We start from the raw sequence: 23,752 nt of genomic DNA, 5'->3' as shown, positions 1-23,752 counted from the left end.
CACAATCACCACCGCACACGATATCCCGGCATCCAGCACACCGTGCCCGGCCGACCAGTCAGGCCACCGAGCAGAACTAAACCGGCCGACACCCACTGCTGCACAACGGCTTTCACGACCGCGCACTACCGAGGCCCATCATGGTCCCGGTATCCGGGCGCGCCCAGGCAGTGGGCGATCGCGCGGTGGGACAGGGTGGCGATGCGGTCGGCGTCCTCGGGATACGCGGCGGTGATGTCGTAGCCGCGAGCCGGGTCCAGTTCACCGATGGGCCGCCAGTTCAGGCCGAATTCGGCCGCCTGGGCCGGGGTGCACAGCAGCAGGTCGCGGGAGGCCAGGACCGCGGCCGCGGCGGTGACCAGAGCTGGACCCACGACGACTTGAATCGGTTGCAGCCCCAGCGAATCGCGCAGCCGGATGACGCGATCGCGGATGTGCGGCACATCGTCCTCGGGTTGGATCCAGACTCGGCGGCGCCGGCTGTCTCGGTCGGCGCGTCCGGCGCGCAGGGTCTCCAGGTAGATCGGCGTACTGTCCGGATCGCCGAACTCGGCCAGTCCCAACGGGATTCGCCAGATCGCGCGATCGGCGGGAACCGCGACGAGGGCCGCGCGCACCTCCTGGGTGCGGGCCAGTTCGACGCGTTCGCGCGGATCGGCCGGATGCGGATCGAGCGTGAGCCCCTGGGCCGCACCGTCGGCGACCAGACGGGCCAGCGGGAGCGGTCCGCAAACGGCGGGCACCGCCATCCGGAAGGGCCGGGCGCGGGCGCGTTCGGCCTCGTCCTGCATCGCCTCGGCGAGTTCCACCAACCGGCGCGCCGAGGGCAGCATGTCGCGGCCGAAGGCGGTGAGCGTCGCGGTGCGCGAGGTGCGGTCCAGCAGCCGGGCGCCGAAATGCTGTTCGAGCGCGGCGATCCGGCGGCTGGCCACCGACTGCGGGATTCGCGCCGCGGCGGCCCCCGCGGTGAAACTGCCGTGACTGCTGACCGAGACGAAGGCTCGGCAGGCGGCGACCATATCCACGATCGGGCAGTCTATGCCGATTCGGCATGGTTTCGCCGATTTCTGTCTTGGACGGCATCACCGATCGGTGCCAGGCTCGTCGTCACCACGCCGCCCGCACCGGTGCGGCGGTCGATCGGAGGTGCCGTCGATGTTCCATTCCGCGCGGGTGCGCCGCGTCGCTGCCACCGTCGTGGTCGGCGTGGCCCTGCTGGGGCTGTGCGCATGCGGCTCGGACCGTTCCGAATCCGTCGCACACACCACCGCCCCGGCGACGACGTCGGTCGGCGGCAGCGCACTGGCGGGCCGATTCGGCGCGCTGGAAGGCCGATTCGGCGCGCGCCTCGGCGTTTTCGCGTTGGACACCGGGTCCGGGCGCACCGTGGAATACCGCGCCGACGAGCGGTTCGCGTTCTGCTCCACATTCAAGGCGCTGGAGGCGGGGGCGATCCTGACCACCGCGAGTCCCGCCGAACTGGAACGCCGGATCACCTATACCGCAACGGATCTCACGGCCTACGCACCGATCACCCGTCAGCACGTGGCCGAGGGAATGACGGTGCGGGATCTGCTGGACGCCGCGGTGCGCTACAGCGACAACACCGCGGCGAATCTCCTGTTCGGACTGCTGGGCGGCCCGCCCGGACTACAGCGCGACCTGCGGAATCTGGGCGATCAGGTGACCAGGAACGACCGTCTCGAACCGGCGCTGAGCGAGGCGGTCCCGGGCGACGCGCGAGACACCAGCACTCCCCGCACCTTCGCCACCGACCTGCGGGCCTACACGCTGGGCAGTGCACTGCCTCCGGACGGTCGCGCCTTGCTGACCGCGATGCTGCGCGCCAATACGACCGGTGCGGGGCTGATTCGGGCCGGAGTCCCGGCCGATTGGGTGGTCGGTGACAAGACCGGCAACGGCGAGTACGGCACACGCAACGACATCGCCGTGCTGTGGCCGCCGCGTCGCGCGCCACTCGTCCTCGCGGTCATGTCCACTCGCGGCGGTCGCGACGACAGCTATGACAACGCCCTCATCGCCCAGGCCGCGAACGTCGCGGTCACGGCGTTGAACTGATATCAATTCCCTACCAGCACAACAGAATCGAAGCAGGATCAGATGAACGGGAAAATTTTGCCACTCACGCGCCGCGGGCTGTTCGGCGTCGGCGCGGGTGTCGCGGCGGCAGTGGGTGGCGTGGCCTGCGGAACCGCCGAGGAGAACACCCTCCCCGCACGGGCACTGACCGGGATCCGGCTGCGCTGGTGGGGCAACAACGGCTGGGAGATCCGGATCTCCGCTCCCGGCGGCGACCGGACGGTGCTGATCGACCCGTGGCTGACGAGATTCCGGACCGGCACCTACACCCCGTCCGGCGCCGATCCGGCGACGCCGCTCTCGGTGGACACCGCCCTGATCGACCACTACGTCGACAGCGGCGAACTACGCGCGGACCACATCCTGGTCACGCACGGGCACTACGACCACCTCACCGACGTCCCATATCTGGCCCACCGCACCGGCGCCACCGTGATCGGCACCGAATCCCACCTGAACCTCCTGATCGCGCTCGGCGCGCCACCGGATCAGCTGTCGACGGCGTCCGGCGGCGAGTACATCGATTGCGGCAGTCACCAGATCCGGGTTCTGCGCTCCCTGCATTCCCAGCTCGGCCCGCGCGCCCGCATACCGTTTCCCGGAACGCGTCCGTCGGCCCCGCCGCCACGCCCACGAACCATCGCCGACCTCGTCGAGGGCGGCACCCTCGCCTACCAGATCGACACCCCCGGAGGTTCGGTGCTGAACTTCGGCGGCTCGAACTACATCGAATCCGAGCTGGCCGGCCTGCGCCCCGACGTCCTGCTCCTGCCCGTCGGCGGCTCGAACGTCCACGACTACGTCCCACGCCTGCTGCGCACCCTCGAGAATCCGCCCCACATCCTCCCCACACACTGGGACGATTTCGACCTCCCGCTGAGCCTGCCCGCGAAGGATACCGGCGGACTCGCCCCGCTCCGCAAGGCCGTCACCGCCGCCAGCCCATCCAGCGCCTTCGTCGTCCTGGACCATCTCCAGACCTACCCCGCCTGATCGGCACAGCGTGTTCGGCTGTCCGTACGACACGGATCGCGCGACCACCGACGGCATCGCCGCAGCATCGGCCCGACGCGGCCTCGGGCAGGCCGCGCTGCCGATCGGGCATCTTCTTCGTCCAGCCAGCGGCACGCATCGACGGAATCCTGTTCCGGCAGAACGATTCCGGTGTCGCGAAGGCTCGCACGGGTGCGGGCCGCACTCGGCCTGGTCGGCCGACCGGCTGTCGCGGGTCAGGACGCCGACGCTCGACGCGGCGATCGGTGGATGCCGATGACGAGTGCGCTGGCGGCGAGCGGAGGCAGTGCCCACAGTGCAGCGGTGATGTAGCCGCTGCGGGTGGGGAGCATCGCACCGCTCGCAGTGGTGGCGGCGAGCAGGAAGCCCGCGAGTGCGCTGCCGATACTCATTCCGATGCTGCGGGCGATCTGGTTGATCGACAGCACGCTGGCCGTCTCCGCCCGAGGTACGCCGGAAAGGACGAGTTCGGGCATCACCGCGAAGACGCCTCCGACCGCGAAGCCGAGCAGGGCGATCGCGGCGAGGACTGCCGGGAGCGAGCGATCGGCGGCGAACAGCAGCGCGCTGACGATGGCGATCATCACCGACAGCGCATACGTCCGGCGTTCGGTACTGCGCGCGATCATGCGCGGCACCGCTTTTCCCGCGACGAATCCGAGTAACGAGAACGGGATCAGGGCCGCGCCTGCGGCGACGCCGGGGAGTGCGAACCCGTAATGAGCACCGGCGGGCGTCTGCACATAGCGAGTGAACAGACTGAACAGCAGATACAAACCTGCCCCGGCGACGAGTATCGCCAGGTTCGCGCGCAGGACGGGACCACGACCGAGCAACCGCAGGTCCACCAGCGGAGCCGTGGTGCGCAGTTCGACGAGCGCCCACACCGCCAGGACCGCGACCGAACCGCCGAGGATGCCGCCCGCCTGCCATGCGGTCGCCCATATCGACGGTTCCGCGACCACGAGCAGGAGTCCGAGGGTGCCCAGAGCCAACAGCAGTGCGCCGGCGACATCGATCCGGGACACCTCCCCCGGCTCATCGAAAGGCAGTGTCCGCCAAGCGATGACGAGCGCGGCCGCCGACAGCAGGAGTCCGAGTCCGTATGCGGCGCGCAGGCCCGCGAGTTGGTCGACCAGGCTGATCGCCGGGTAGCCGACCCCGATGCCCACGGTCGACGCGACCGATAGCGCGGCGATCGTCGAGGCCGAACGCTCCGCTGGCAGATGTGCGCGGGCAACACTCATCAACAGCGCACCGACGGCGACCGCGAGCCCCTGCAATCCGCGCCCGATCAGCAACGCCGCGAACGGAAGTGGCAGCACGGTCAACAGCCCGCCCACCATGACCAGGGCGAGTGTGACCAGAATCGTGACACGACGGTACGGGCCGCTGCCGAGCCTGCCCAGGACCGGGCCCGCGATCGCGCCACTGAACAACGTCACCGTCAAGGTCCACTGCGCGGCGTCCAGTGACACCCGCATTCCCGTGGCGACCGGGGTGATCAGCGGCGCTCCGACACTGCCGACCACCGCACCCGCCAACGCCGTGCACACCAGTGCCGCACTCAGATGTCGGCCTTGCTGGGCAGAGGCCTCGCCGCGGTCGTTCATGGGGATGCTCATCGCGGGCGCACGCTTTCGGCCGGCGCGTCGACCTGCCCGACAGCCGTTGCGGCACAGAGGTTCAGCGGCATGTCCTGGGCGAGGCTCTGCACGTTCATCGGATCGAGTCCCGTGCCGCCCCGGCCACCTCGTTCGGTTCTGCTCATCCGTACAGCCATGAGCGCTAAGTTACTAGTTACTAACTACTAAATAAATGTGATACATCTCAATGCGATGTTGATGCGCTGGGATCGACAGCGGCTCGTCACCGTCGGCGCGTTGACCGCCCAAGACGTCGGGAGGGGGCTTTCGTAGACATGCTGGGGTGACCGCTGCCCCACGACCGTGACTCCACCCGTCGGAGCCCCACGCTGCTCCATCAGCCAGCCACTACATCGCTGAGCAGTCGGCGGTTGTACACGCGGAATGCCGCCGCGGTGAACGGGTCCCGGCACCCGCCTACGCCTCGTTCACCGCGCACGGCATCACCCACTTCGGGTTGCGAGCCGGATAGTCCGCACGGCATTCGACCACCGCCCAGGAGCAGACCGGCTCACGGCCGGCGCAACCATCACCATGGCTTTACACCGGTCGGATTTCGCGCTCGGACCTCTTCGGTCTATTCGCTTGCCACCGATACGACCGGCTCGCAGCGGACGTCGAAATTGACGGAGTTTGCGATGTAGCAGAGTTCGTGCGCGCGCTCGTGCAGGGTCCGGGTGCGGTCGGCGTGTGCGGCGTCGGCTATGCGCACCTGCGGGCGCAACACCACTTCCGAGAACTTCCCGCCGCCCTCGGCTGACTCGACCATCGTCCCGGACGGATGATCGGTGTAATCCGTGACGACTATCCGCTCCTGCGCGCAGAGCGCGAGAAACCACAGCATGTGGCACTGCGACAAGCTGGCGACCAGCAACTCTTCCGGATTCCATCGCTCCGGCACACCGCGGAAAGCGGGATCGGCGGTGCCCGCGATCACCGGCTTACCCGCCGCCGTGATGTCGTGCGCGCGTTCGTATTCCCGATAACCGCTGGTGCCCGTTCCGGTATTGCCGGTCCAGATCACGTCCACTGCATAGTGATGAGTCTTCGACGCCACAGACACTCTTTCCCGAGTCGTATTCGAACTGTTCACCGCACACCCGCGAGCAGATGTTCGTCGATCGTCTCGCACGGGTAGCGAACCCTGCCATCGAATTTATCCCGCAATCCGCCTCGGGCAGGTGGCCCGGCAGGCCGTTCCGGCGAGAGTCCGGGCAGATCCACCCGGAAACGTTCGACACCAGAATATTTCTCACCGGGTGCGGTGGCGGCGAACCCTGCGGCGAGATAGAAACCGAGAGCTGCGGCATCGGAGCGCCCCACCTCGTATCCCGCTACACCGACCGGTCGACCGTGCACGATCAGCGCGAGTAGTGTTGCGGTGCAATCATTCCGGTAGTAATCACATGCTGCGGTGAGCCGGGAACGATCACCGCCGATCGCGGCGAACAGCACCTCGGCCACGGCGGGATCTTCCACATCCGCTTGGACGATTCCGGCCGACAGTGCCGGATCATCCGATGCCTGCGGCCGCCAGCTCGGCTTTGACGAGTGCATAGGCTCGGGATTGGTTGTAGCCGCGTCGGGCGAGCATGCCTACCATGCGTTGGATCAGTTTGTCGCGGTCCAGGTTCCGGGGACTGGTGCGCAGTTTGCGCTGGATGAGGGCGATGGCCGCATCCTCGGAGAGGGCGTCGCGATCGGCGGCGAGGTCGGCAATGGCGATGTGGTGATCAGCGATATCGCCATCCTCGGCGGCGTGGTCGCCGACGTCATCGCGTCGAATGCCGCTCGGCGCCGCGTGGTCGAGGGCGGCGAGATCATCCGCTGTCGTGTGCTCGGATGGTTCGGTGCGACGCAGGGTCGATCCGGGGCGCTCGAGGCGGGGCGGGGCCGGGAGGTCGGCCTCGGCGATCGCTGCCTTCACGACCGTATAGGCGGTGGAAGGGTCGTAGCCCTTGCGAGCCAGCATTCCCACGAGTCGGCGAGTCGCCTTGTCGCGGTCCAGGTCCGCGGGGAGAGTACGCAACTTGCGGTGTACCAACTCCGTGGCGCGGGCGTGTTCGTCGTCGGCGCTGACGGATTCCAACGCCGGAGCCGCGACCTCGGGCGCGACGCCTTTACGCCGCAACTCCTGGGCGAGCACCTTCTTCCCCTTCCCGGAGTACGTGTGCCGGGAATGCACCCACTGCTCGGCGAATGCCGCATCGTCGATCAGACCGACAGCGGCGAGCCGATCAAGCGCCCGCTCGGCGACATCGGACGCGAATCCCTTGTCCGCCAACTTGTCCGCCAATTCTGCCCGGCTACGAGCCCGATCGGTCAGCAGCCGCAGACACAGATCCTTGGCCTGCGCCTCGGTTCCCGCCGCAGCCTCCCTCTGCCCATCCTCCCCCGGCCGCCGTGCCCCTCGCCGAGCACGACGCCCGGATTCGTCCGGCACAGCGTCCGAACCAATCCCCTTCTGCGGCAGTCCATCCCCGAATCGCCGTCCGGCACCGTGCTCGTTCGCCCGGTCTCCGAGCCGTGCCGCCGCATCCCCGACCGATCCTTCACCCGATCGCCGTCGGGCAGAGGAACCTCCGGCGCTGGTGCCCGGCCAGGTTCCCTCTGCGAACGAATCATCGCCCGATCGCCGTGTGCGGGGAAGCGAATCGGAACCCGTTCGGCCGGAACGGGATTCATACTGCTGCCCGCGGCCGGGTGCACGGGGCGTCCGTCCAGGCTCAGAACGCGCGAACGACGCCGGGGATGTCGCATCGTCCGGCCTCGAAGAGTGCGGCGCTCCCTCGGCGACGACGGCCGCATCACCGCCGGGACGCTGTGTGCGTGGTGTGCCTTCCCCTCGCCCCGGAGGCCAGTAGCGGCCGAAGTCCGAGTCCTGCCGAGCGGATTTGCCGAATTCGCCGTCGAGCCCCCTGGACGCAGGACCGTCGTGCCGCAGTTCCGGGCCGATCCACTCACTTCCGCCGGACTCGGAATCGGGGCCCCGAAGTCGCGGGCCGGTATCGGACGTACCACCACGGTCGTCCGGGGCGGCGGTGCGGGAGTTGCCCGAGTGATGTTCGCCGGCATCCGCGCCTATCGGACCGTCATCGGAACGCCACAGGCCGCTGCCGTTCTCCCCCGCTCCGGACGATTTCCTGCGGGCCGGGCGGCGATACGGCCGAACGGACTCGGCGGACTCGTCCGCGCGTGCACGCCCGCCGGACTCGAGTCGTTCGAGTTGGCGGCGCAGGCGTTCCACCGCTTCGAGCCGAGTCGCGCCGGGGTCGCGGGCGGGCCCGGACCCCGGCGTTTCTCGGTGCGGCATCGGTTAGAAGTCGACGGGCGCCTCGGCGCCCGCGTCTGCGGTGACATCGGCACCGATGCCGAGCTTCTCCTTGATCTTCTTCTCGATCTCGTTGCGCACATCGACGTTCTCCAGCAGGAACTTGCGCGCGTTCTCCTTGCCCTGACCGAGCTGATCGCCCTCGTAGGTGTACCAGGACCCGGACTTGCGGATGAATCCGTGCTCGACACCCATATCGATGATCGAGCCCTCCTTGGAGATGCCCACACCGTAGAGAATGTCGAACTCGGCCTGCTTGAACGGCGGGGCCACCTTGTTCTTGACGACCTTGACGCGGGTGCGGTTGCCGACCGCGTCGGTGCCGTCCTTCAGCGTCTCGATCCGGCGGATGTCCAGGCGCACCGAGGCGTAGAACTTCAGCGCCTTACCGCCGGTGGTGGTCTCGGGCGAGCCGAACATGACGCCGATCTTCTCGCGCAGCTGGTTGATGAAGATGGCGGTGGTGCCGGAGTTGTTGAGCGCGCTGGTCATCTTGCGCAGCGCCTGGCTCATCAGGCGGGCCTGCAGACCGACGTGGCTGTCGCCCATCTCGCCCTCGATCTCGGCGCGGGGCACCAGCGCGGCCACCGAGTCGATGACGATGATGTCCAGCGCGCCGGAACGCACGAGCATGTCGGCGATTTCGAGCGCCTGCTCACCGGTGTCGGGCTGGGAGACCAGCAGGGCGTCGGTGTCCACGCCCAACTTGCGGGCGTAGTCCGGGTCCATGGCGTGCTCGGCGTCGATCATGGCCGCGACACCGCCGTTGGCCTGGGCATTGGCGATGGCGTGCATGGCGAGCGTGGTCTTACCGGAGGATTCCGGACCGTAGATCTCGATGATGCGGCCCCGCGGCAGACCGCCCAGGCCCAGGGCGACGTCCAGCGCGATGGAACCTGTCGGAATGACCGAGATGGGCTGGCGCGCCTCCTCCCCGAGGCGCATCACCGCACCCTTGCCGAAGCTCTTCTCCACCTGAGCCAGAGCGAGTTCGAGAGCCTTGTCGCGGTCGTAGGCCTGTGGTGCCATCGTCTGTTCCCCTTCTCACGGGTGATCGTTGTGTGGTTGGCGCCCACAGTAGAGGGCGGCACCGACAAGTTCTGCCGACCAGCTTAGACGAACACGTGTTCGAGGCAAGCGACACGCCTGACCTCCCCTCCCCCGCTTCGCCGGGCGGTCGCACGCCCCGCTCGCCGACCGGTTCAGGACCTCCGGTCCGGCGGCACCACCGTGATCCGGTCCGCGCCCATCAGCGCCTGGGCCTGCTTGAACACCCGCAGCGACGGGGTGACCTCGACGTCGGTGATGCCGTCGAGGGGACCCAGCCGCTCGGTGACGTACCGGTACAGATGCGCGGTGTCGCGGCAGACGATCGAGGCGATCAGGTTGGTCGCGCCGGTGGTGGCGGCGACGAACGCCGTCTCGGGAAAGGCGGCGACGGCGGTGCCAACCGCGTGCAGGTCGGCCGGGCGGGTCCGCATCCACAGCGAGGCGCGCACCGCGTATCCCATCCGCTCGATCGCGAAGTCCAGATCGAAATACAGCACGCCGGCCTGCACCAGCTCGGCCATCCGGCGCGCGGCCCGGGTCGCACTCCATCCGGTCTCGGCGGCGATCCGGGCGTACGAGGCGCGCCCGTCACGGCTCAGCAGCGCCAGCATCGCCTCGTCGGCCGCCGACAGGTCCATCGGCTCGTCCGGCCCCGCCGGATCGGCGGCCGATCGAGTCGAGGAGCCCAGCGCCGCACGCTGTTCCGCGGTCAGCAGGCTGCCGAAACGCGGCCACTCCTCCTCGAGCGGGAAGCGGTGGATGATCTCGTACGCGTTCAACCGCGTCACCTGACTGGCGCGCGGAAGGATGTTGAGCAGTAACGCGTCTCGCTGCTCGGCCGTGCGCGGGCGGCTCACGCAGGTCACCTCCGAACCGGTCGACAGCAGCGCCACCCAACTGACATCCGGCAGCCGCGCCAGCGATTCGGCCAGCCGTAGCGCCTTGTCCGGAGTCGAGCCCAGCCGCAGCATCCACCGCGTGCTGCCCAGCGGCACCGCGTTCACCAGACCGGAGATGTGCAGGATGCCGCGCCCGCGCAGCGAACGATAGCGACGCGCCACGGTCTGCTCCGAAACACCCAGCACCGCACCGAGTTTCGCGAACGGAATGCGCGGGTCGGTGACCAGGCCGTGCACGACCTGCCGGTCCAGCGGGTCGAGTACGGAGGATTCGTGCGCTCCATCGACGGTCATGCGGGGATTCCCATGCTGCTGGTCGGTTGCCGGGCGGATATCCCAGTATGCCGCACGCTCACCCCGGTACCGTTCCCGTCCCGGCACCGGCCGCGCCCGTCACCGGCGGATGACGGTCACCAGATCGACCAGCGGCGCGCCGACATGTCCCCGGCCCATCTCGACCGGCGGCAGCGAACGCCCGGCCGCACGCAGATACTCGGCGAGCCCGGTGCGCTCGGTATCCCAGCCGCGTTCGGAGAACCACTGTGCCGCATCGGATCTCGGGTCGTTGTAGATCAGCCGGGCCCAATCGCTCTTCGCCTCGTCATCGGCCTGCTCGGATTCGACCATCTCGGCGTACTGCTCCTGCGGCAGCGGCGTCATCTGCTCGATGGCGGCGCGACTGCCCGCCGCACTGGCCGAATCGAGCGTCGCGAACAGTTGGTCCTGCGCCTCGGGGGTGATGTAGATCAGCAGTCCCTCCACCAGCCAGGCGGTCGGCGCCGCGGGGTCGAAACCGTTGTCGCGCAACGCATCGAGCCAATTCTCCCGCAGGTCCACCGCGACCTCGCGACGGTCGGCGACCGGTTGGATTCCGGCCTCGGCCAGTGTCTCGTGTTTGAATTCCAGCACCTGCGGCCGATCGAGTTCGTAGACCACCGCACCCGCGAGATACGGCAGCCGGTAGGCGCGGGCGTCGAGGCCCGCCGCCAGGATCACCACCTGCGCGATGCCCGCCTCCCTGGCCAGGCGCAGGTAGTCGTCGAAATACCTTGTCCGCCCGGCGATATGGGCGCGGAAGGAGATCCCGAAATCCTGCGACCGCAGAATGTGGTCGCGGGTGGGTTCGGGATCGGGATCGGCCAGCAGCGCCCACTCCCCGCCCGCGGCCCGCAGGAACAGCTCGGCCAGCGGATCTACCGCGAGCGGATCATCCTCCCGCCCGGCCAGGGTTCGCGCGGCCGCCACGAACAGCGCTGTCGACCCCACACTCGTAGTGATGTCCCAGTCGTCACTATCGCTTCGCATGCGGTCACGCTATCGGCGAGCCGGCCGAATCAGCAGCCGGCACGGACAGCTCGGCGAGTTTCCTCCATGCCGAGCGGTCTCCCTGACCGATTCCGCCGCAGACAGTCGTCACGCGGTCGTATCGTGCGGTCCGGGCCGAATCGGCGGAAGATCCGCCCGGCCACGCCTCACGCTGTTCGACCGGCAGCTCGGGCCGTCTGCCGGACTGCCCGAGAACGCACCGAACGGCCTGCCCCGCAATCGATCTCGCGCATCTCATCGCGGAGCCGGATCGTCGGCACATCCGGTGGCGCGGTAGCCGCGTCCGGACCCGGATCCCCCCTCGAGCACGAATCCGGCACGCTGCCGACCCGATCCGCGCGACGCGACATCCGAACGCCCCGCGCCGCGCCGCTGCCCATCAGGTATCGGTTCGTACCGCGGACCCGGTGATACAGACCTCCGGAGCCGGCCCGCCCGTGCCGGTGCGGGCCCCGTTATCGGTTCGTACCGCAGATCCGGTGATACGGACTGCCGGAGTCAGCCCACGTGCCGGTGCGAGCCCCGTGAATCACCCGGCGTCCGCGAGTTCGAATTCGATGTTCAGCTCGCGCAGTCCGCGCAACAGGAAGGTCGGCTCGTATCGATAGCTGCGCTGTTCCGCCGGGCCGTGCACGGCGTCGTCGATCGTGATGTCCCGCAGGCGATCCAGCATCCGGTTCAGGGTCACCTGACCTTCCGCGCGGGCCAGCGGTGCGCCCGCGCAGGTGTGGATGCCGCGGCCGAACGCGATGTGCTCTCGGGCGTTGTGCCGATCGAGCCGGAATTCGTCCGGGTCCTCGAACTTGCGCGGATCGCGGTTGGCCGCGCCGATGCACAGCATCAGTACGGTGCCGGCCGGGACGTCGACGTCACCGAGCCGAGTCGTCTTGCGCGCCAACCGGAAATCCACCTTGGTCGGACTCTCGGTGCGCAGCGACTCCTCCATGAAGGGGCCGACCAGCCGACGATCCTCGCGCAGGGCCCGTTGCAGTTCGGGCCGCTCGGCCAGCACGCGCACCGCGGCGCTGAGCAGTTTGGTGACCGTCTCCTGCCCGGCGGCGAACAGGAAGGTCGCGGGGCGGACCACCTCGATGATCTCGGGTGTGACGCCGTCGGGATAGGTCGTGGACGCCAGCGCACTCAGGATGTCCCCGCGCGGTGTGCGGCGGCGGTCGGCGATGTACTCGCCGAAGGTGTCCTCCAGCCATTCCAGGGGATTCCTGCCCACCGGTTCGTGGTCGAGCGCACCTACCCGGCTGCCCGGAGTCGCATGTCCGGCAAGGGTTTCCCGGAACGTCTCGCGATCCGCCTCGGGCACGCCCAGCAGGTCCGCGATGACCAGGGTGGCGAACGGTTTGGCGTAATCGGCGAGGAATTCGCACCGGCCCGCGGCGAGGAATTCGTCGAGCTGGCGGTCGGCCAGCCGCCACATGTACTCCTCGTTCTCCTTCAGGCGCTTGGGCGTCAACAACCGGCTCAGCAGCGAGCGGGCCCGGGTGTGTTCCGGCGGGTCCATGGTGACCATATGCTCGAAAATCGGGAACAGATGGCGGTTTTCGCCGATCTGCGCGGTGATGTCGTCGCCGGCGGGCTGGAACGGCAGCGGCGGGAACGGCCCGCCGATCGAGACGCACGCCGAGAAGGAATCCGTATCGCGGAACGCCTGCACCGCCTCCTGATATCCGGTGACGGCCAGGACGCCGTAGTGCGGTTCGCGGAACACCGGGTTCCGGCTGCGCAGTGTGGCCAGGTAGTCGTAGGGGTCCTGCGCGAGCTGCGGATCGGAGAAGTAGTCGAGTGTTGCCGGATCGGTCATTGCACACCGCCGTGGATCGGAGTCGTCGGCCGCATCCGCCCCGCACGGTTTCCGCGCCTCGGGCAAATGCTGATCGATCGATCAAACTGTTAGAATGGCCCATGCTTATCACGAAGCGCGCCGGGCGGTCAAGGACAGCGCATCCGATCCGAAGCCCGCACATCGCAGGAGTTTTCGGTATTCCCGCCGCGCGACGGGCTCGCGCGTGAGCAAGGGCGGGGACGCGGGTGCGCGCGAACGGCTGATGGAGGCGACCGCCCAGATCATGCGCGAGGAAGGCTACGCGGCGGCGACCTCGCGCCGGGTGGCCGCGGCGGCCGGGGTGCGCTCGGCGCTGGTCTACTACTACTTTCCCACGATGGACGACCTGTTCCTGGCGGTATTGCGCACCGGCGCGGAGGGCGCGCTGGAGCGGATGCGTCAGGCGATCACCGAGGACGACCCGCTGCGCGCGCTGTGGACGATCAACACCGACACCAGGTTCACGCAGCTCAACATGGAATTCATGGCGCTGGCGAACCACCGCAAGGCGATCGGGACCGAGCTGCGGATCTACGCCGAGCGAGTCCGCGACATCGAGACCGCGGCGGTGACCCTGGTGCTGCGCGCGTACGGCGTCGACCTCGAGGAGTTCCCGCCGGTGGTGATGTCGATGCTGCTCACCGGCGCGGCGCGCATCCTGTGCAACGAGGGCGCGGTGGGGGTCGAACAGGGGCACGCCGAGCTGCGCGCCTTCGTCGAGGGCTACATGAATCGGTTCGCCAGCCCACTGCCGGTACGCAATTCGCGCCGCGACCCCGCCTCGTAGTTCCGCCGGAACCGTTGACAGCACACCCCGCCGGTGTCACAGTTTGATCGATCGATCAGGAAAGTCCGATCGACACACGAGGTCGAGCGTCGACCGCTCGATCCGAGACCGACGAGGTGGTTTCATGGCTGGGCGGGTCGAGGGCAAGGTCGCCTTCATCACGGGTGCGGCACGAGGTCAGGGCCGCAGTCACGCGGTACGGCTGGCCCAGGAGGGCGCGGACATCATCGCGGTGGACGTCTGCAAACCGGTCAGCGGCAGTGACGTCATTCCGGCGTCCACCCCGGAGGACCTGGCCGAGACGGCCGATCTGATCAAGGGCCTCGGACGTCGCATCGTCACCGCGGAGGTCGACGTGCGCGACTTCGACGCGCTACAGGCGGCGGTCGACAGCGGCGTCGAACAACTGGGCCGGCTGGACGTCATCGTGGCCAACGCCGGTATCGGCAACGGCGGCGCGACGCTGGACAAGACCAGCGAGCGGGACTGGGACACCATGATCGGAATCAACCTGTCCGGCGTCTGGAAAACCGTGAAAGCCGGTGTGCCCCACCTGCTCTCGGGGGGCGCGGGTGGCTCGATCGTACTGACCAGCTCGGTGGGCGGGCTCAAGGCGTACCCGAACACCGGCCACTACATCGCCGCCAAGCACGGCGTCATCGGCATGATGCGCAGCTTCGCCGTGGAACTGGGCGAACATTCCATTCGCGTCAACGCCGTCTGCCCCACGAACGTGAACACTCCCATGTTCATGAACGCGGGCACGATGAAACTGTTCCGCCCGGACCTGGAGAACCCGACCAAGGAGGATTTCGCCCCGGTCGCGCAGTTCATGCACGTGCTGCCGATCGGCTGGGTCGAGCCGGTGGACATCAGCAACGCGGTACTGTTCCTGGCCTCGGACGAGTCCCGGTACATCACCGGCCTGCCCGTTACCATCGATGCGGGCAGCACCCTGAAATAGGGGTTCGCACAACAGTTTCCGGATGATCAACGTCCGCGCTCGGCGAGATACCCTGTGGTGAGCCAGTACACGGTCCGGTCGAGCGCGGGCACGATCTGCGATACCTCGATCTCGCCGCGGGCGAAGCGCCCGAGCAGTCCGTGGACCAGACTCGACACGATGGTGTCGAGGTCGTCGACGAAATCGCTGTCCACACCGTCCAATACGGCCATCGCGGCGGGAACGACCGCCTCGAATCCCCGGCGGACGAGGGTATCCCCGCCGGGCGCCGAACGCGCCCGGGAATAGGCCGCGAGCAGCGCCGGATGTCGCTCCCACGGTTCGAATATCCGGCGCAGCACCCGCATCAGACCGCCGTACAGCGACTCCTCACCGTGCGCACGCACTTCCAGCCCCGCGTACCGGTTCTCGCGCATCCAGACTTCCAGTGCGGCACAGATCAATTCGTCACGGGTGCCGTAGAGTTTGTAGATCTTCGTCAGGGACACCCGGGCGCGCCGGGCGACCTCGCGCACCTGTAGCGCGTCGTAACCTTCCGCTTCGAGCAGATCCACCACGGCTCGGTGAATCCGGTCGTGTGCCTGTTCGGCCGCCTGCTCGTCGGTCTCGTCCCGTTCGGCCTCGACATGTTCCGCGCCCAACACAGATCCCTTCCCGCACCCGAAAGAGCGTGCTACTCTCCAAACGGTAATCAGATTACCGCAGTACAGGCGCATAACTTGCGTTTGACGGTAACCGTGCTTCCGCCGTGACATCGCCCGGCGGCGCGGGTTCTACTCGGCTTCGAAGCGAGGATCGATGGGTTCACTGGATGGCAGAGTCGCCTTCATCACCGGCGTAGCGCGCGGGCAGGGCCGCAGTCACGCGGTCCGATTGGCCGCCGAGGGCGCGGACATCATCGGCGTGGACATCTGTGCCGACATCCCCAGCAACAAGTACCCGCTCGCGACCCGCGCCGAGCTCGACGAGACCATCGCGCTCGTCCGGGATCAGGGGCGCCGGATGGTCGGATCGATCGCCGACGTGCGCGAATTCGCCACGGTACGTGCGGCATTGGATGCCGGTGTCGCGGAATTCGGCCGATTGGACATCGTCTGCGCCAATGCGGGCATCGCGCCGCTGTCACTGGAGCAGGTGCCGATCGAGACCGAACTCGCGCAGTGGACCGATGTGATCGGGGTGAACCTGTCCGGCACGTTCCACACGGTCCGCGCCGCGATCCCGCACCTGATCGCGGGCGGTCGCGGCGGCAGCATCATCCTGACCAGCTCGACCGCGGGTCTGGTCGGCATGGGCGGGCTCGACGGCGGCGGACTGGGCTATGCCGCCTCCAAACACGCCATGGTCGGCATCATGCGCTGTCTGGCCAACAACCTTGCCGCCCAGAGCATTCGGGTGAATACGGTGCATCCGACCGCGGTGAACACGATGATGGCGGTCAACCCGCAGATGATGGAGTGGGCGGCGAACAATCCCGACGGCGGGCCGCATCTGATGAACCCCATGCCGGTCTCTCTGCTCGAACCGCGGGACATCAGCGATGCCGTGGCATTCCTGGCCTCCGATGCGGCCAAGTACATCACCGGCGTGACCCTCCCGGTCGACGCCGGCTTCTGCAACAAACTCTGAGCGAGGCGAAGATGACGCACACCGATCCGGCCGGCCGGGTGGCCGGTAAACGAGTTCTGGTCACCGGCGCGGCGCGCGGTATGGGCCGTAGCCACGCGGTGCGCCTGGCCGAGGAGGGCGCGGACCTGATCCTGGTGGACATCTGCCGATCGCTCCCGGAGCTGGAATACCCGCTGTCCACGCCGGAGGATCTGGCCGAAACCGCACGACTGGTCGACGAATTCGGGCGTCGCGCCGTCACCGCGATCGTGGACGTGCGTGACGCCGCGGCACTGGCGTCGGCTGTCGAGGACGGCGTGACCGAACTGGGCGGCTTGGACGCGGCAGTGGCGAACGCGGGCGTTCTGACCGCCGCGACCTGGGATGCGACCACCTCCGAGCATTGGCGGACGGTGATCGACGTGAACCTCATCGGAGCCTGGAACACCTGCGCCGCGGCCCTGCCGCATCTGGTCGATCGGGGCGGCAGCCTGGTCAACATCAGCTCGGCCGCCGGGATCAAGGGAACTCCGCTGCACACTCCCTACACCGCGTCGAAACACGCGGTTGTCGGAATGAGTAAGGCTTTGGCGAACGAACTTGCGGCACAGAGTATTCGGGTGAACACCGTGCATCCCACCGGCGTGCAGACGGGGATGAATCCGGAATCGCTGTTCGGGCTGCTGTCCGAGCAGCGACCGGATCTGGCGCCGCTGTTCGGCAATGCGATGCCGGTTCCGATGATCGACGCCGTGGATGTCAGCAATGCCGTGCTGTACCTGGTCTCGGACGAGTCGCGATACGTCACCGGCATGGAGTTCAAGGTCGATGCGGGCGTCACGGTCAGATGACCGGGTTCGCGAATCGGCCACCGCGCCAACGGATCAACCACACGGAAGGCACAACTCATGACGACGATCGACACCGCCGGGACGATTGATCCCGCGCGTGCCGAACGCGGCAGGCGCACGTTCGGGGAGGTGATGACCGTTGCGGCCCCGGACGATTCGAGTCCCGTGATCGCCCGCGGCCTGATCGATTTCGTCTTCGCCGAAATCTGGACCCGGCCGGGATTGACCCGGCGGGAGCGCCGTTTCATCACCCTGGCCTGTGTCGCGGACGCCGATGCCGAGGCGCCGATCGTGGAGCACGTGTACGCGGCGCTCAACAGCGGCGACATCACCATCACCGAGATCCGCGAAGCCGTACTGCATTTCGCGGTCTACGCGGGCTGGCCCAAGGCCTCGCGACTCAACATGATCGTCGATCAGCAGTGGGAACGCGTCAATCACGAACGCGGGCAGCAACTTCCGCCGCCGGAACCGCTGCTTCCGCTGGTCACGCCGAGCGATCCGCAGGCCCGGCTGGCCCGTGGCGAGCAGTCCTTCCGCGAGGTCAACTGCCTGCCCTATGTCCCGGACCGGGACAACCCGTACCAGGGCGCGGGCATCCTCAACTTCGTCTTCGGCGAGATGTGGCCGCGGCCGGGCCTGGGCATGAAGGAGCGGCGGTTGATCACGGTGGCGTGCGTGGCATTCCAGGACGCGCCCTACCCGATCATGTCGCACGTCTACGCGGCACTGAAGAGCCGAGATCTGTCCTTCACCGAAATGGATGAATTCGCACTGCATTTCGCCGCGTATTCCGGCTGGCCGAAGGCCTCGTACCTGGACCGGGTGATCGCCGAGCAGAAGGTCCGCGTCCTCGACGAGTGGCGCGCGGACGAGGCAGAGACGTCGTAGGAGCACGCATGTCCACCGATATCGACAACGCACCGCCATTGCTGGGCGGACCACTGATCGGCGGGGATCGGGTCACCCGGACGTCCGAGGGGACGTATGAGCACATCTATCCCGCGACCGGCCGGACCAACGGCACGGTCCACGTGGCCGGACCTGCCGAGATCGATCAGGCGGTCGCCTCGGCCCGGGACGCGCAGCGGGAGTGGGCGGCCTACCCGACCGACCGCCGCCGCGACCTGCTGATCGACCTGGCCGATGCCGTGCACGAAGCCATGCCCGAATTCACCCGGCTCAACGTGCACGACTACGCGGTGCCGGTATCACTCGCGGTCAATGCCATTCTGCTGGAACGCTTTCTGCGGTACTTCGCGGGATACGCCGACAAGCCGCACGGCCTGAGCACGCCGGTCACCGGATCGTCGGACGTGAATCTCGTCGAGCGGGAGCCCTACGGCGTCGTCGGCGTGATCGCACCGTGGAACGGTTCGATGGTGGTGGCCGGTTCCTGTGTCGCACCGGCGCTGGCCGCGGGGAACGCGGTCGTCCTGAAGCCCTCGCTGCTGGCCCCGTTCGCGGCGCTGCGGCTCGGCGAATTATGCACCGAGGCAGGGCTTCCCGCCGGGCTGGTCAATGTCGTGCCGGCGGCCACACACGGTAGTGAAGCGCTGGTGCGGAATCCGGGAATCCGCAAGATCCACTTCACCGGCGGGGCGGACACCGCACGCCGGGTGCTGACCGGTGCGGCGGTGAACCTCACCCCGGTGGTCGCCGAATTGGGTGGTAAATCGGCCAATCTCGTGTTCCCCGACGCCGATCTCGACGCGGCCGCGCAACTCGCCGCCCACCAGGGACCGATCATGCAATCCGGACAGAGCTGTGCGAGTGCGAGCCGGGTGCTGGTGCACGAATCCGTCCACGGCGCGTTCACGGAGAAGTTCGTCGCGGCTATAGAGGCCGCGACCGTGGGCGATCCGTTCGATCCCACGGTCGTGTTCGGTCCGGTCGTCAGCGAGAGCGCTGCCGAGCGCATCCTCGGGGTGATCGAGCGGACGATCGCCGACGGATCCGGGGAGCTGCTCACCGGCGGCCGCCGGATCGGCGGTGCGCTGGCCGACGGATATTATCTACAGCCCACGGTATTCGGCGGTGTGGACAACCGATCGGAACTGGCGCGGACCGAAACCTTCGGCCCAGTGGTCTCGGTGATCCCCTTCCGCGACGAGGCGCACGCGATCACTCTGGCGAACGACACCGAGTACGGCTTGAACGCCTTCGTTCAGACGAGGGATCTGACTCGGGCACACCGGGTTTCGCGACAGTTGCAGGCCGGTTCGGTGTGGGTCAACCAGATCAGCGACATCTCACCGCAGGGCCCGTACGGCGGCTACAAGCAGAGCGGATTCGGCCGGACCGGCGGACTCGACGGACTGTACGAATTCCTCCAGGTGAAGAACATCCGCATCGGGATGAGCTGAGATACCCACGGTAACAGCATGTTTCGCGGTGGCTGGCTCACTGGTCCGGGAGCAGCAGATCCGCCAGCTCGGTGAGCAGTTCCCGGGCGCGCCGCGCCTTGGCGGGGTCGCCGAGGGCGGCGGTCAAGGTGTCGTCCAGGTGCGGGGTGGTGCGGCGGGCGATGGCCCGGAAGAGGGCGTCGGTCGGGTAGACGAGGGTGCGGCGGCGGTCTCGCGGATCGGCGTCGGTGGCCAGCATCGCGTCCTCGACCAGCCGGGTGATGCATTCGGAGATGTGTGGCTGGGAGAAGCCGGTCCGCTGGGTGATCTCCCGGACGGAGCTGCCGGGATTGTCCAGCACATCGGTGAGCACCGCGATCTCCCCCTCCGGGGGCCGCTCCACACCGGACTCGAGACTCAGCTTCCGAGCCAGCTCGATCAGATGCCTGCCCAGCCGGTGCAGCCGTCTTCCATCCATACCGACACAGGTTAGAGCAGAGCACATGCATTGGTATCGATGTAATTGGCCGAATACATCGGCACCGATATTATTACGTAAGATAGGTGTTCCATGGGCGACGTGATTCGAGCCCGCCGGCCGGGATGATCGGGCGAGTCCCGCGGCTGGACCGTGTTCACCCAGCCCGCGAACGACGTGTGAGAACAGACCCGTTGTCCGCGTGGGCGAACAGGTGCCCACGCGGACAACGGGTTTCGGCGGGAGTTACTTCAGCGTGCTGCCCGCGTCGACCGTCATCGGCAGGCCGGTGATGTACCGCGACTCGTCGGAGGCCAGGAACAGCACCGCGTTGCTGATGTCCACCGGTTCGACCCAGCCGACCGGGAGGACGTGCATGAACTGCGCGACCGGAGCGAAATCCTCCTTGGTCGGGTTCTCCAGGTCCGGGCGGAACAGCTTCATGGTGGCGTCGTTCATGAACATCGGAGTGTTGACGTTGGTCGGATGCACCGAGTTCACCCGGATCGAATGCTGGCCCAGCTCCACCGCGAAGGCCCGCATCAGGCCGACCACGCCGTGCTTGGCGGCGATGTAGTGACCGGTGTTCGGGTACGCCTTGAGCCCGCCCACCGAGCTGGTCAGAATGATCGAGCCGCCACGACCGCCCGAAAGCACATGCGGGATACCGGCTTTCGCCGTCTTCCAGACACCCGAGAGGTTGATCCCGATCATGGTGTCCCAGTCCTGCTCGCTGGTCTTGTCCAGCGTGTCGCCGCCGTTGCCGATACCGGCGTTCGCGACGATGATGTCCAGCCGGCCCAGTTGCTCGACGCCGCTGTCGACCGCGGCCTGCAACGCGTCGAAGTCACGCACGTCGACCTCGGCCGTGACGATCCGGCGCCCCAAACCCTTGACCAGGTCGGCGGTTTCGGCCAGATCGGCCGGCGTGGACGCCGCGATGGCATCGCTGCCGCTCACCGGCTTGCAGACATCCACGGCGATGATGTCCGCGCCCTCCTGGGCCAGCCGCACCGCGTGACTGCGGCCCTGACCTCGTGCCGCACCCGTGATGAAGGCGACCTTGCCCTCGACCCGTCCGGTCATTTCTTCCTCGATTCGTTGTGCTGTCGAACTGGCCCGTCCCAGGGAAGGGCCTGGCGTGCAGGGGAATCCGCGCTTCAGAGATTCGGAGTGAAGGTGATGTGCAGGTTGGACAGGCCGCGCAGGATGTAGGTCGGCTCGTAGTCGAAGTGCCGATCACCCTCGGGGCCGTGGTATTCGGGATCGATGCGGATGTCCAGCATCCGGTCGAGGATCCGCTCGATGGAGATGCGCCCCTCGGCGCGCGCCAGCGGTGAGCCCGGGCAGGTGTGATTACCTCGGCCGAACGCCATGTGCTCGCGAAAGTTCTTGCGGTCCAATCGGAATTCGTGCGGGTTCTCGAAGCGGCGCGGGTCGCGGTTGGCCGCACCGGGGCAGACCATCACCGTGGCGCCGACGGGCAACTCGACACCGCCCACGGTCGTGGCCCGCTTGGCCAGCCGGAATCCGCTCTTGACCGGCGCATCCAACCGCAGCGACTCCTCGATGAACACCGGGATCCTGCTGCGGTCCGCGCGCAGCGCGTCCTGGATGTCGGGCCGCTCGCCCAGGATTCGCAGCGCGGAGCCGAGCAGTTTGGCCGTGGTCTCCTGACCCGCGCCGAACAGGAAGGTCGCGGACCGCACGACGTCGATCACCTCGGGGGTTGACCCGTCCGGATACTTCGCCTGTGCCAGCTGGGTCAGCACGTCGTCGCGCGGATTCTCGCGCCGCTCGCTGATGTAGGCGCTGAACTTCTCGTCCAGCCATTCGAGCGGATTGCCGACGACGATGTCGTCGTCCAGCGCGCCGACCCGGGTACCCGGACGCTCGGCGCCGAGCACGATGCGGAACTGCTGGTGATCCTCCTCCGGCACACCCAGCACATCGGCAACCACAAGCAGCGCAAAGGGTTTGGAGTACTCGGCGAGGAATTCACAACTGCCGTTGCGCACGAACTCGTCCAGCTGGCGGTCCGCCAGCCGCCACATGAAGTCCTCGTTCTCCTTCAACCGCGCCGGGGTGAGCAGGCGGTTGAGCAGGGAGCGCGCGTACGTGTGCTGCGGCGGATCCATCGTGACCATGTGCTCGGACATCGGCATCCCGGCGCGGTGCTGCTCGATCAGCGCGCCGATGTCATCGCCCTCGATCTCGAACGGCAGCGGCGGGAAGGGGCCACCGACCGAGATCACCGAGGAGAACAGGTCCGGATCCTTGAACACCTCGGCCGCTTCCTCGTATCCGGTGACCGCGTACACGCCGTGATGCGACTCCTGCGACACCGGGCATTTGGCCCGCATGTGATCGAAGTACGGGTGCGGGTCGGGCACCAGTGACGGGTCGGTGAAGTAATCGACCGAATCGAAATCAACCATCCGGAGAACTCCTGAGTGAGCTGGGCAACATACGGATGGTAACACAGTTACTCTCTGCTGCGAATGGCATTCTCGCACGGTCCAACCGGCCTGGACGAGTGGGTCGCCTCGGCGAAATGATCGCGAAATCAGAGGTTCCGCACTTCGGCGAGCGGGGCGACGCGAGATCGGCGAGTTCGTCGGGCGCGGCCGCCCGGGAACGCTCACACTGCCCGGAGGACCCCCGGCTTCAGCTCGCGCATGACAGATTCGAGAATGACATTCTCACTACCCGGGAGCCTATTGGCGGTCAGATGATAGGAGAATGCTGTCATCGTCAGAATAATATCTCATTCTCCTATATAGTACATCCATGTTCTCATCAGATGACCAGGGAACGAGGCGCCGGTGACCAGCCCGAGCGAGAAACCAGCCTGGAAGCAGCGCGCCGTCGAACGGTCGCTGCACACCGCCAAACTGCGTGCCGAGCAGCGGGTACAGCGGTTCCTGGACGCCGCCCAAGTGATCATCACCGAGAAGGGCACGACGGACTTCACCGTTCAGGAGGTCGTCGACCGCTCCCGCCAGTCACTGCGCAGCTTCTACATGCAGTTCGACGGTAAGCACGAACTTCTGCTCGCCCTGTTCGAGGATGCGCTCAGCCGCACCGCCGATCAGTTGCGCGCCGCGGCCGACGGCCGCACACAGCCGCTGGACAAGTTGCGCACCGCAGCGGTGTTGCTGTTCGAACTGTGCCGGCCCGATCCGGACACCGCGCGTCCGCTGTTCACCGATTTCGCACCCCAGCTGCTGATCTCGCATCCCGGTCACGTGAAGACCGCGCACGAGCCGATGCTCACGCTGTTCACCGAACTGATGGATGTGGCCCGGGAGGCCGGGCAGTTGCGTTCGGAGGTCACCTCGCGGCGGACCGCGGCCATGCTCATGCAGACCCTGATGTTCATCGCACAGGCCGCCGGAACGTCCGGGGACGAGGGCCAGCAGCCGATCACCGCCGACGAGGCGTGGGACTTCTGCGCCCGCGGATTCGTCCGCCGGGACGAATAACTTTCCGCGGCAGCACTCTTCACGGTTTCGC

At 67.5% G+C, this 23,752-nt stretch carries 23 protein-coding genes and 1 pseudogene; 9 read left to right on the top strand and 15 right to left on the bottom strand.

The window, feature by feature from the left end; translation table 11 throughout:
* Positions 1 to 125: 125 nt before the first annotated feature.
* Positions 126 to 1,019 carry a LysR family transcriptional regulator gene (locus AC5WS7_RS18480; RefSeq protein ID WP_495955948.1) on the bottom strand — a complete coding sequence of 298 codons (894 nt, stop codon included), beginning with the start codon at positions 1,017 to 1,019 and terminating at the stop codon, positions 126 to 128.
* A gap of 136 nt (positions 1,020 to 1,155) precedes the next feature.
* Here AC5WS7_RS18480 and bla point away from each other — a divergent pair, with 136 nt between their 5' ends.
* The gene (bla, locus tag AC5WS7_RS18475; RefSeq protein ID WP_495955726.1) at positions 1,156 to 2,079 is read left to right on the top strand and encodes a class A beta-lactamase; all 924 of its coding nucleotides are present in this window, start codon (positions 1,156 to 1,158) and stop codon (positions 2,077 to 2,079) included.
* Between the two features lie 42 nt (positions 2,080 to 2,121).
* Positions 2,122 to 3,093, top strand: coding sequence for an MBL fold metallo-hydrolase (locus AC5WS7_RS18470; RefSeq protein WP_495955725.1), 972 nt, complete (start codon positions 2,122 to 2,124; stop codon positions 3,091 to 3,093).
* A 236-nt stretch (positions 3,094 to 3,329) separates the two neighbouring features.
* Here the strand turns inward: AC5WS7_RS18470 and AC5WS7_RS18465 are convergent, their stop codons facing one another.
* The 10 genes and pseudogenes from AC5WS7_RS18465 to AC5WS7_RS18420 all read right to left on the bottom strand — a co-directional run bounded on the left by AC5WS7_RS18465 (position 3,330) and on the right by AC5WS7_RS18420 (position 13,182).
* The gene (locus AC5WS7_RS18465) at positions 3,330 to 4,727 is read right to left on the bottom strand and encodes an MFS transporter (RefSeq protein ID WP_495955724.1); all 1,398 of its coding nucleotides are present in this window, start codon (positions 4,725 to 4,727) and stop codon (positions 3,330 to 3,332) included.
* A gap of 8 nt (positions 4,728 to 4,735) precedes the next feature.
* Positions 4,736 to 4,897 carry a hypothetical protein gene (locus AC5WS7_RS18460; RefSeq protein ID WP_495955723.1) on the bottom strand — a complete coding sequence of 54 codons (162 nt, stop codon included), beginning with the start codon at positions 4,895 to 4,897 and terminating at the stop codon, positions 4,736 to 4,738.
* Between the two features lie 440 nt (positions 4,898 to 5,337).
* Positions 5,338 to 5,823 (bottom strand): OsmC family protein, encoded by a 486-nt coding sequence (locus AC5WS7_RS18455; protein ID WP_495955722.1) that lies wholly within the window; start codon positions 5,821 to 5,823, stop codon positions 5,338 to 5,340.
* A 26-nt stretch (positions 5,824 to 5,849) separates the two neighbouring features.
* Positions 5,850 to 6,224 (bottom strand): hypothetical protein, encoded by a 375-nt coding sequence (locus AC5WS7_RS18450; RefSeq protein ID WP_495955721.1) that lies wholly within the window; start codon positions 6,222 to 6,224, stop codon positions 5,850 to 5,852.
* 49 nt (positions 6,225 to 6,273) lie between these two features.
* Complete coding sequence (locus AC5WS7_RS18445) at positions 6,274 to 6,687, bottom strand: hypothetical protein (RefSeq protein WP_495955947.1); 414 nt, start codon at positions 6,685 to 6,687, stop codon at positions 6,274 to 6,276.
* Positions 6,670 to 7,203: pseudogene (gene recX, locus AC5WS7_RS18440) on the bottom strand (recombination regulator RecX); the annotation flags it as partial. The gene AC5WS7_RS18445 and the pseudogene recX, both read right to left, overlap by 18 nt.
* 873 nt (positions 7,204 to 8,076) lie before the next feature.
* The gene (recA, locus tag AC5WS7_RS18435; protein ID WP_067668692.1) at positions 8,077 to 9,120 is read right to left on the bottom strand and encodes a recombinase RecA; all 1,044 of its coding nucleotides are present in this window, start codon (positions 9,118 to 9,120) and stop codon (positions 8,077 to 8,079) included.
* Between the two features lie 173 nt (positions 9,121 to 9,293).
* Positions 9,294 to 10,334 carry an Lrp/AsnC family transcriptional regulator gene (locus AC5WS7_RS18430; RefSeq protein WP_495955720.1) on the bottom strand — a complete coding sequence of 347 codons (1,041 nt, stop codon included), beginning with the start codon at positions 10,332 to 10,334 and terminating at the stop codon, positions 9,294 to 9,296.
* A 99-nt stretch (positions 10,335 to 10,433) separates the two neighbouring features.
* On the bottom strand, positions 10,434 to 11,345 hold the full coding sequence (locus tag AC5WS7_RS18425) for an SAM-dependent methyltransferase (protein ID WP_495955719.1): 912 nt from the start codon (positions 11,343 to 11,345) through the stop codon (positions 10,434 to 10,436).
* A gap of 550 nt (positions 11,346 to 11,895) precedes the next feature.
* Positions 11,896 to 13,182, bottom strand: a complete 1,287-nt coding sequence (locus AC5WS7_RS18420; RefSeq protein WP_495955718.1) for a cytochrome P450 — start codon at positions 13,180 to 13,182, stop codon at positions 11,896 to 11,898.
* Between the two features lie 244 nt (positions 13,183 to 13,426).
* Between AC5WS7_RS18420 and AC5WS7_RS18415 the strand changes: the two genes are divergently transcribed.
* Both AC5WS7_RS18415 and AC5WS7_RS18410 read left to right on the top strand, forming a co-directional pair.
* Positions 13,427 to 13,990: a TetR/AcrR family transcriptional regulator gene (locus AC5WS7_RS18415; protein WP_495955946.1), complete on the top strand. Its 564-nt coding sequence runs from the start codon at positions 13,427 to 13,429 to the stop codon at positions 13,988 to 13,990.
* A gap of 124 nt (positions 13,991 to 14,114) precedes the next feature.
* Positions 14,115 to 14,954: a mycofactocin-coupled SDR family oxidoreductase gene (locus AC5WS7_RS18410; RefSeq protein ID WP_495955717.1), complete on the top strand. Its 840-nt coding sequence runs from the start codon at positions 14,115 to 14,117 to the stop codon at positions 14,952 to 14,954.
* Between the two features lie 26 nt (positions 14,955 to 14,980).
* On the opposite strand, the gene AC5WS7_RS18405 is transcribed toward AC5WS7_RS18410, so the two are convergent.
* Entirely contained in the window at positions 14,981 to 15,595 is a 615-nt protein-coding gene (locus tag AC5WS7_RS18405; protein ID WP_495955716.1) for a TetR family transcriptional regulator, read from the bottom strand.
* A gap of 157 nt (positions 15,596 to 15,752) precedes the next feature.
* Between AC5WS7_RS18405 and AC5WS7_RS18400 the strand changes: the two genes are divergently transcribed.
* Genes AC5WS7_RS18400 through AC5WS7_RS18385 form a run of 4 tightly spaced genes read left to right on the top strand, consistent with a single transcriptional unit; the run spans position 15,753 to position 19,779 of the window.
* On the top strand, positions 15,753 to 16,583 hold the full coding sequence (locus AC5WS7_RS18400) for a mycofactocin-coupled SDR family oxidoreductase (RefSeq protein WP_495955715.1): 831 nt from the start codon (positions 15,753 to 15,755) through the stop codon (positions 16,581 to 16,583).
* 11 nt (positions 16,584 to 16,594) lie between these two features.
* Positions 16,595 to 17,413, top strand: coding sequence for a mycofactocin-coupled SDR family oxidoreductase (locus tag AC5WS7_RS18395; RefSeq protein WP_495955714.1), 819 nt, complete (start codon positions 16,595 to 16,597; stop codon positions 17,411 to 17,413).
* 57 nt (positions 17,414 to 17,470) lie between these two features.
* A complete protein-coding gene (locus tag AC5WS7_RS18390; RefSeq protein ID WP_495955713.1) occupies positions 17,471 to 18,304 on the top strand; it encodes a carboxymuconolactone decarboxylase family protein in 834 nt (277 codons plus the stop codon).
* An 8-nt stretch (positions 18,305 to 18,312) separates the two neighbouring features.
* Entirely contained in the window at positions 18,313 to 19,779 is a 1,467-nt protein-coding gene (locus AC5WS7_RS18385; protein WP_495955712.1) for an aldehyde dehydrogenase family protein, read from the top strand.
* 37 nt (positions 19,780 to 19,816) lie between these two features.
* Here AC5WS7_RS18385 and AC5WS7_RS18380 read toward each other — a convergent pair whose 3' ends face one another.
* From AC5WS7_RS18380 to AC5WS7_RS18370, 3 genes are all read right to left on the bottom strand, one after another.
* Complete coding sequence (locus tag AC5WS7_RS18380; RefSeq protein WP_495955711.1) at positions 19,817 to 20,236, bottom strand: winged helix DNA-binding protein; 420 nt, start codon at positions 20,234 to 20,236, stop codon at positions 19,817 to 19,819.
* Between the two features lie 246 nt (positions 20,237 to 20,482).
* Positions 20,483 to 21,322 (bottom strand): mycofactocin-coupled SDR family oxidoreductase, encoded by an 840-nt coding sequence (locus tag AC5WS7_RS18375; protein ID WP_495955710.1) that lies wholly within the window; start codon positions 21,320 to 21,322, stop codon positions 20,483 to 20,485.
* Positions 21,323 to 21,396: 74 nt separating this feature from the next.
* Positions 21,397 to 22,674 (bottom strand): cytochrome P450, encoded by a 1,278-nt coding sequence (locus AC5WS7_RS18370; RefSeq protein WP_495955709.1) that lies wholly within the window; start codon positions 22,672 to 22,674, stop codon positions 21,397 to 21,399.
* Between the two features lie 387 nt (positions 22,675 to 23,061).
* On the opposite strand from AC5WS7_RS18370, the gene AC5WS7_RS18365 reads away from it, so the two are divergent.
* A complete protein-coding gene (locus tag AC5WS7_RS18365; protein ID WP_495955708.1) occupies positions 23,062 to 23,721 on the top strand; it encodes a TetR/AcrR family transcriptional regulator in 660 nt (219 codons plus the stop codon).
* Positions 23,722 to 23,752: the final 31 nt, after the last annotated feature.

It is taken from the genome of Nocardia sp. PLKS1-43, from assembly GCF_059510335.1.
Note: the sequence above shows the minus strand (reverse complement) of the source record. Positions and strands in the feature narration are given on the sequence as shown.

Bases quoted from the DNA above. Each gene is read 5' to 3' on its own strand.
- AC5WS7_RS18470 (WP_495955725.1), top strand. From the start codon at position 2,122: ATGAACGGGAAAATTTTGCCACTCACGCGCCGCGGGCTGTTCGGCGTC.
- AC5WS7_RS18480 (WP_495955948.1), bottom strand. From the start codon at position 1,019: ATGGTCGCCGCCTGCCGAGCCTTCGTCTCGGTCAGCAGTCACGGCAGT.
- AC5WS7_RS18370 (WP_495955709.1), bottom strand. From the start codon at position 22,674: ATGGTTGATTTCGATTCGGTCGATTACTTCACCGACCCGTCACTGGTG.
- AC5WS7_RS18425 (WP_495955719.1), bottom strand. From the start codon at position 11,345: ATGCGAAGCGATAGTGACGACTGGGACATCACTACGAGTGTGGGGTCG.
- AC5WS7_RS18400 (WP_495955715.1), top strand. From the start codon at position 15,753: ATGGGTTCACTGGATGGCAGAGTCGCCTTCATCACCGGCGTAGCGCGC.
- AC5WS7_RS18465 (WP_495955724.1), bottom strand. From the start codon at position 4,727: ATGAACGACCGCGGCGAGGCCTCTGCCCAGCAAGGCCGACATCTGAGT.
- AC5WS7_RS18460 (WP_495955723.1), bottom strand. From the start codon at position 4,897: ATGGCTGTACGGATGAGCAGAACCGAACGAGGTGGCCGGGGCGGCACG.
- AC5WS7_RS18420 (WP_495955718.1), bottom strand. From the start codon at position 13,182: ATGACCGATCCGGCAACACTCGACTACTTCTCCGATCCGCAGCTCGCG.
- AC5WS7_RS18390 (WP_495955713.1), top strand. From the start codon at position 17,471: ATGACGACGATCGACACCGCCGGGACGATTGATCCCGCGCGTGCCGAA.
- recA (WP_067668692.1), bottom strand. From the start codon at position 9,120: ATGGCACCACAGGCCTACGACCGCGACAAGGCTCTCGAACTCGCTCTG.
- AC5WS7_RS18380 (WP_495955711.1), bottom strand. From the start codon at position 20,236: ATGGATGGAAGACGGCTGCACCGGCTGGGCAGGCATCTGATCGAGCTG.
- AC5WS7_RS18415 (WP_495955946.1), top strand. From the start codon at position 13,427: ATGGAGGCGACCGCCCAGATCATGCGCGAGGAAGGCTACGCGGCGGCG.
- AC5WS7_RS18395 (WP_495955714.1), top strand. From the start codon at position 16,595: ATGACGCACACCGATCCGGCCGGCCGGGTGGCCGGTAAACGAGTTCTG.
- AC5WS7_RS18385 (WP_495955712.1), top strand. From the start codon at position 18,313: ATGTCCACCGATATCGACAACGCACCGCCATTGCTGGGCGGACCACTG.
- bla (WP_495955726.1), top strand. From the start codon at position 1,156: ATGTTCCATTCCGCGCGGGTGCGCCGCGTCGCTGCCACCGTCGTGGTC.
- AC5WS7_RS18410 (WP_495955717.1), top strand. From the start codon at position 14,115: ATGGCTGGGCGGGTCGAGGGCAAGGTCGCCTTCATCACGGGTGCGGCA.
- AC5WS7_RS18375 (WP_495955710.1), bottom strand. From the start codon at position 21,322: ATGACCGGACGGGTCGAGGGCAAGGTCGCCTTCATCACGGGTGCGGCA.
- AC5WS7_RS18430 (WP_495955720.1), bottom strand. From the start codon at position 10,334: ATGACCGTCGATGGAGCGCACGAATCCTCCGTACTCGACCCGCTGGAC.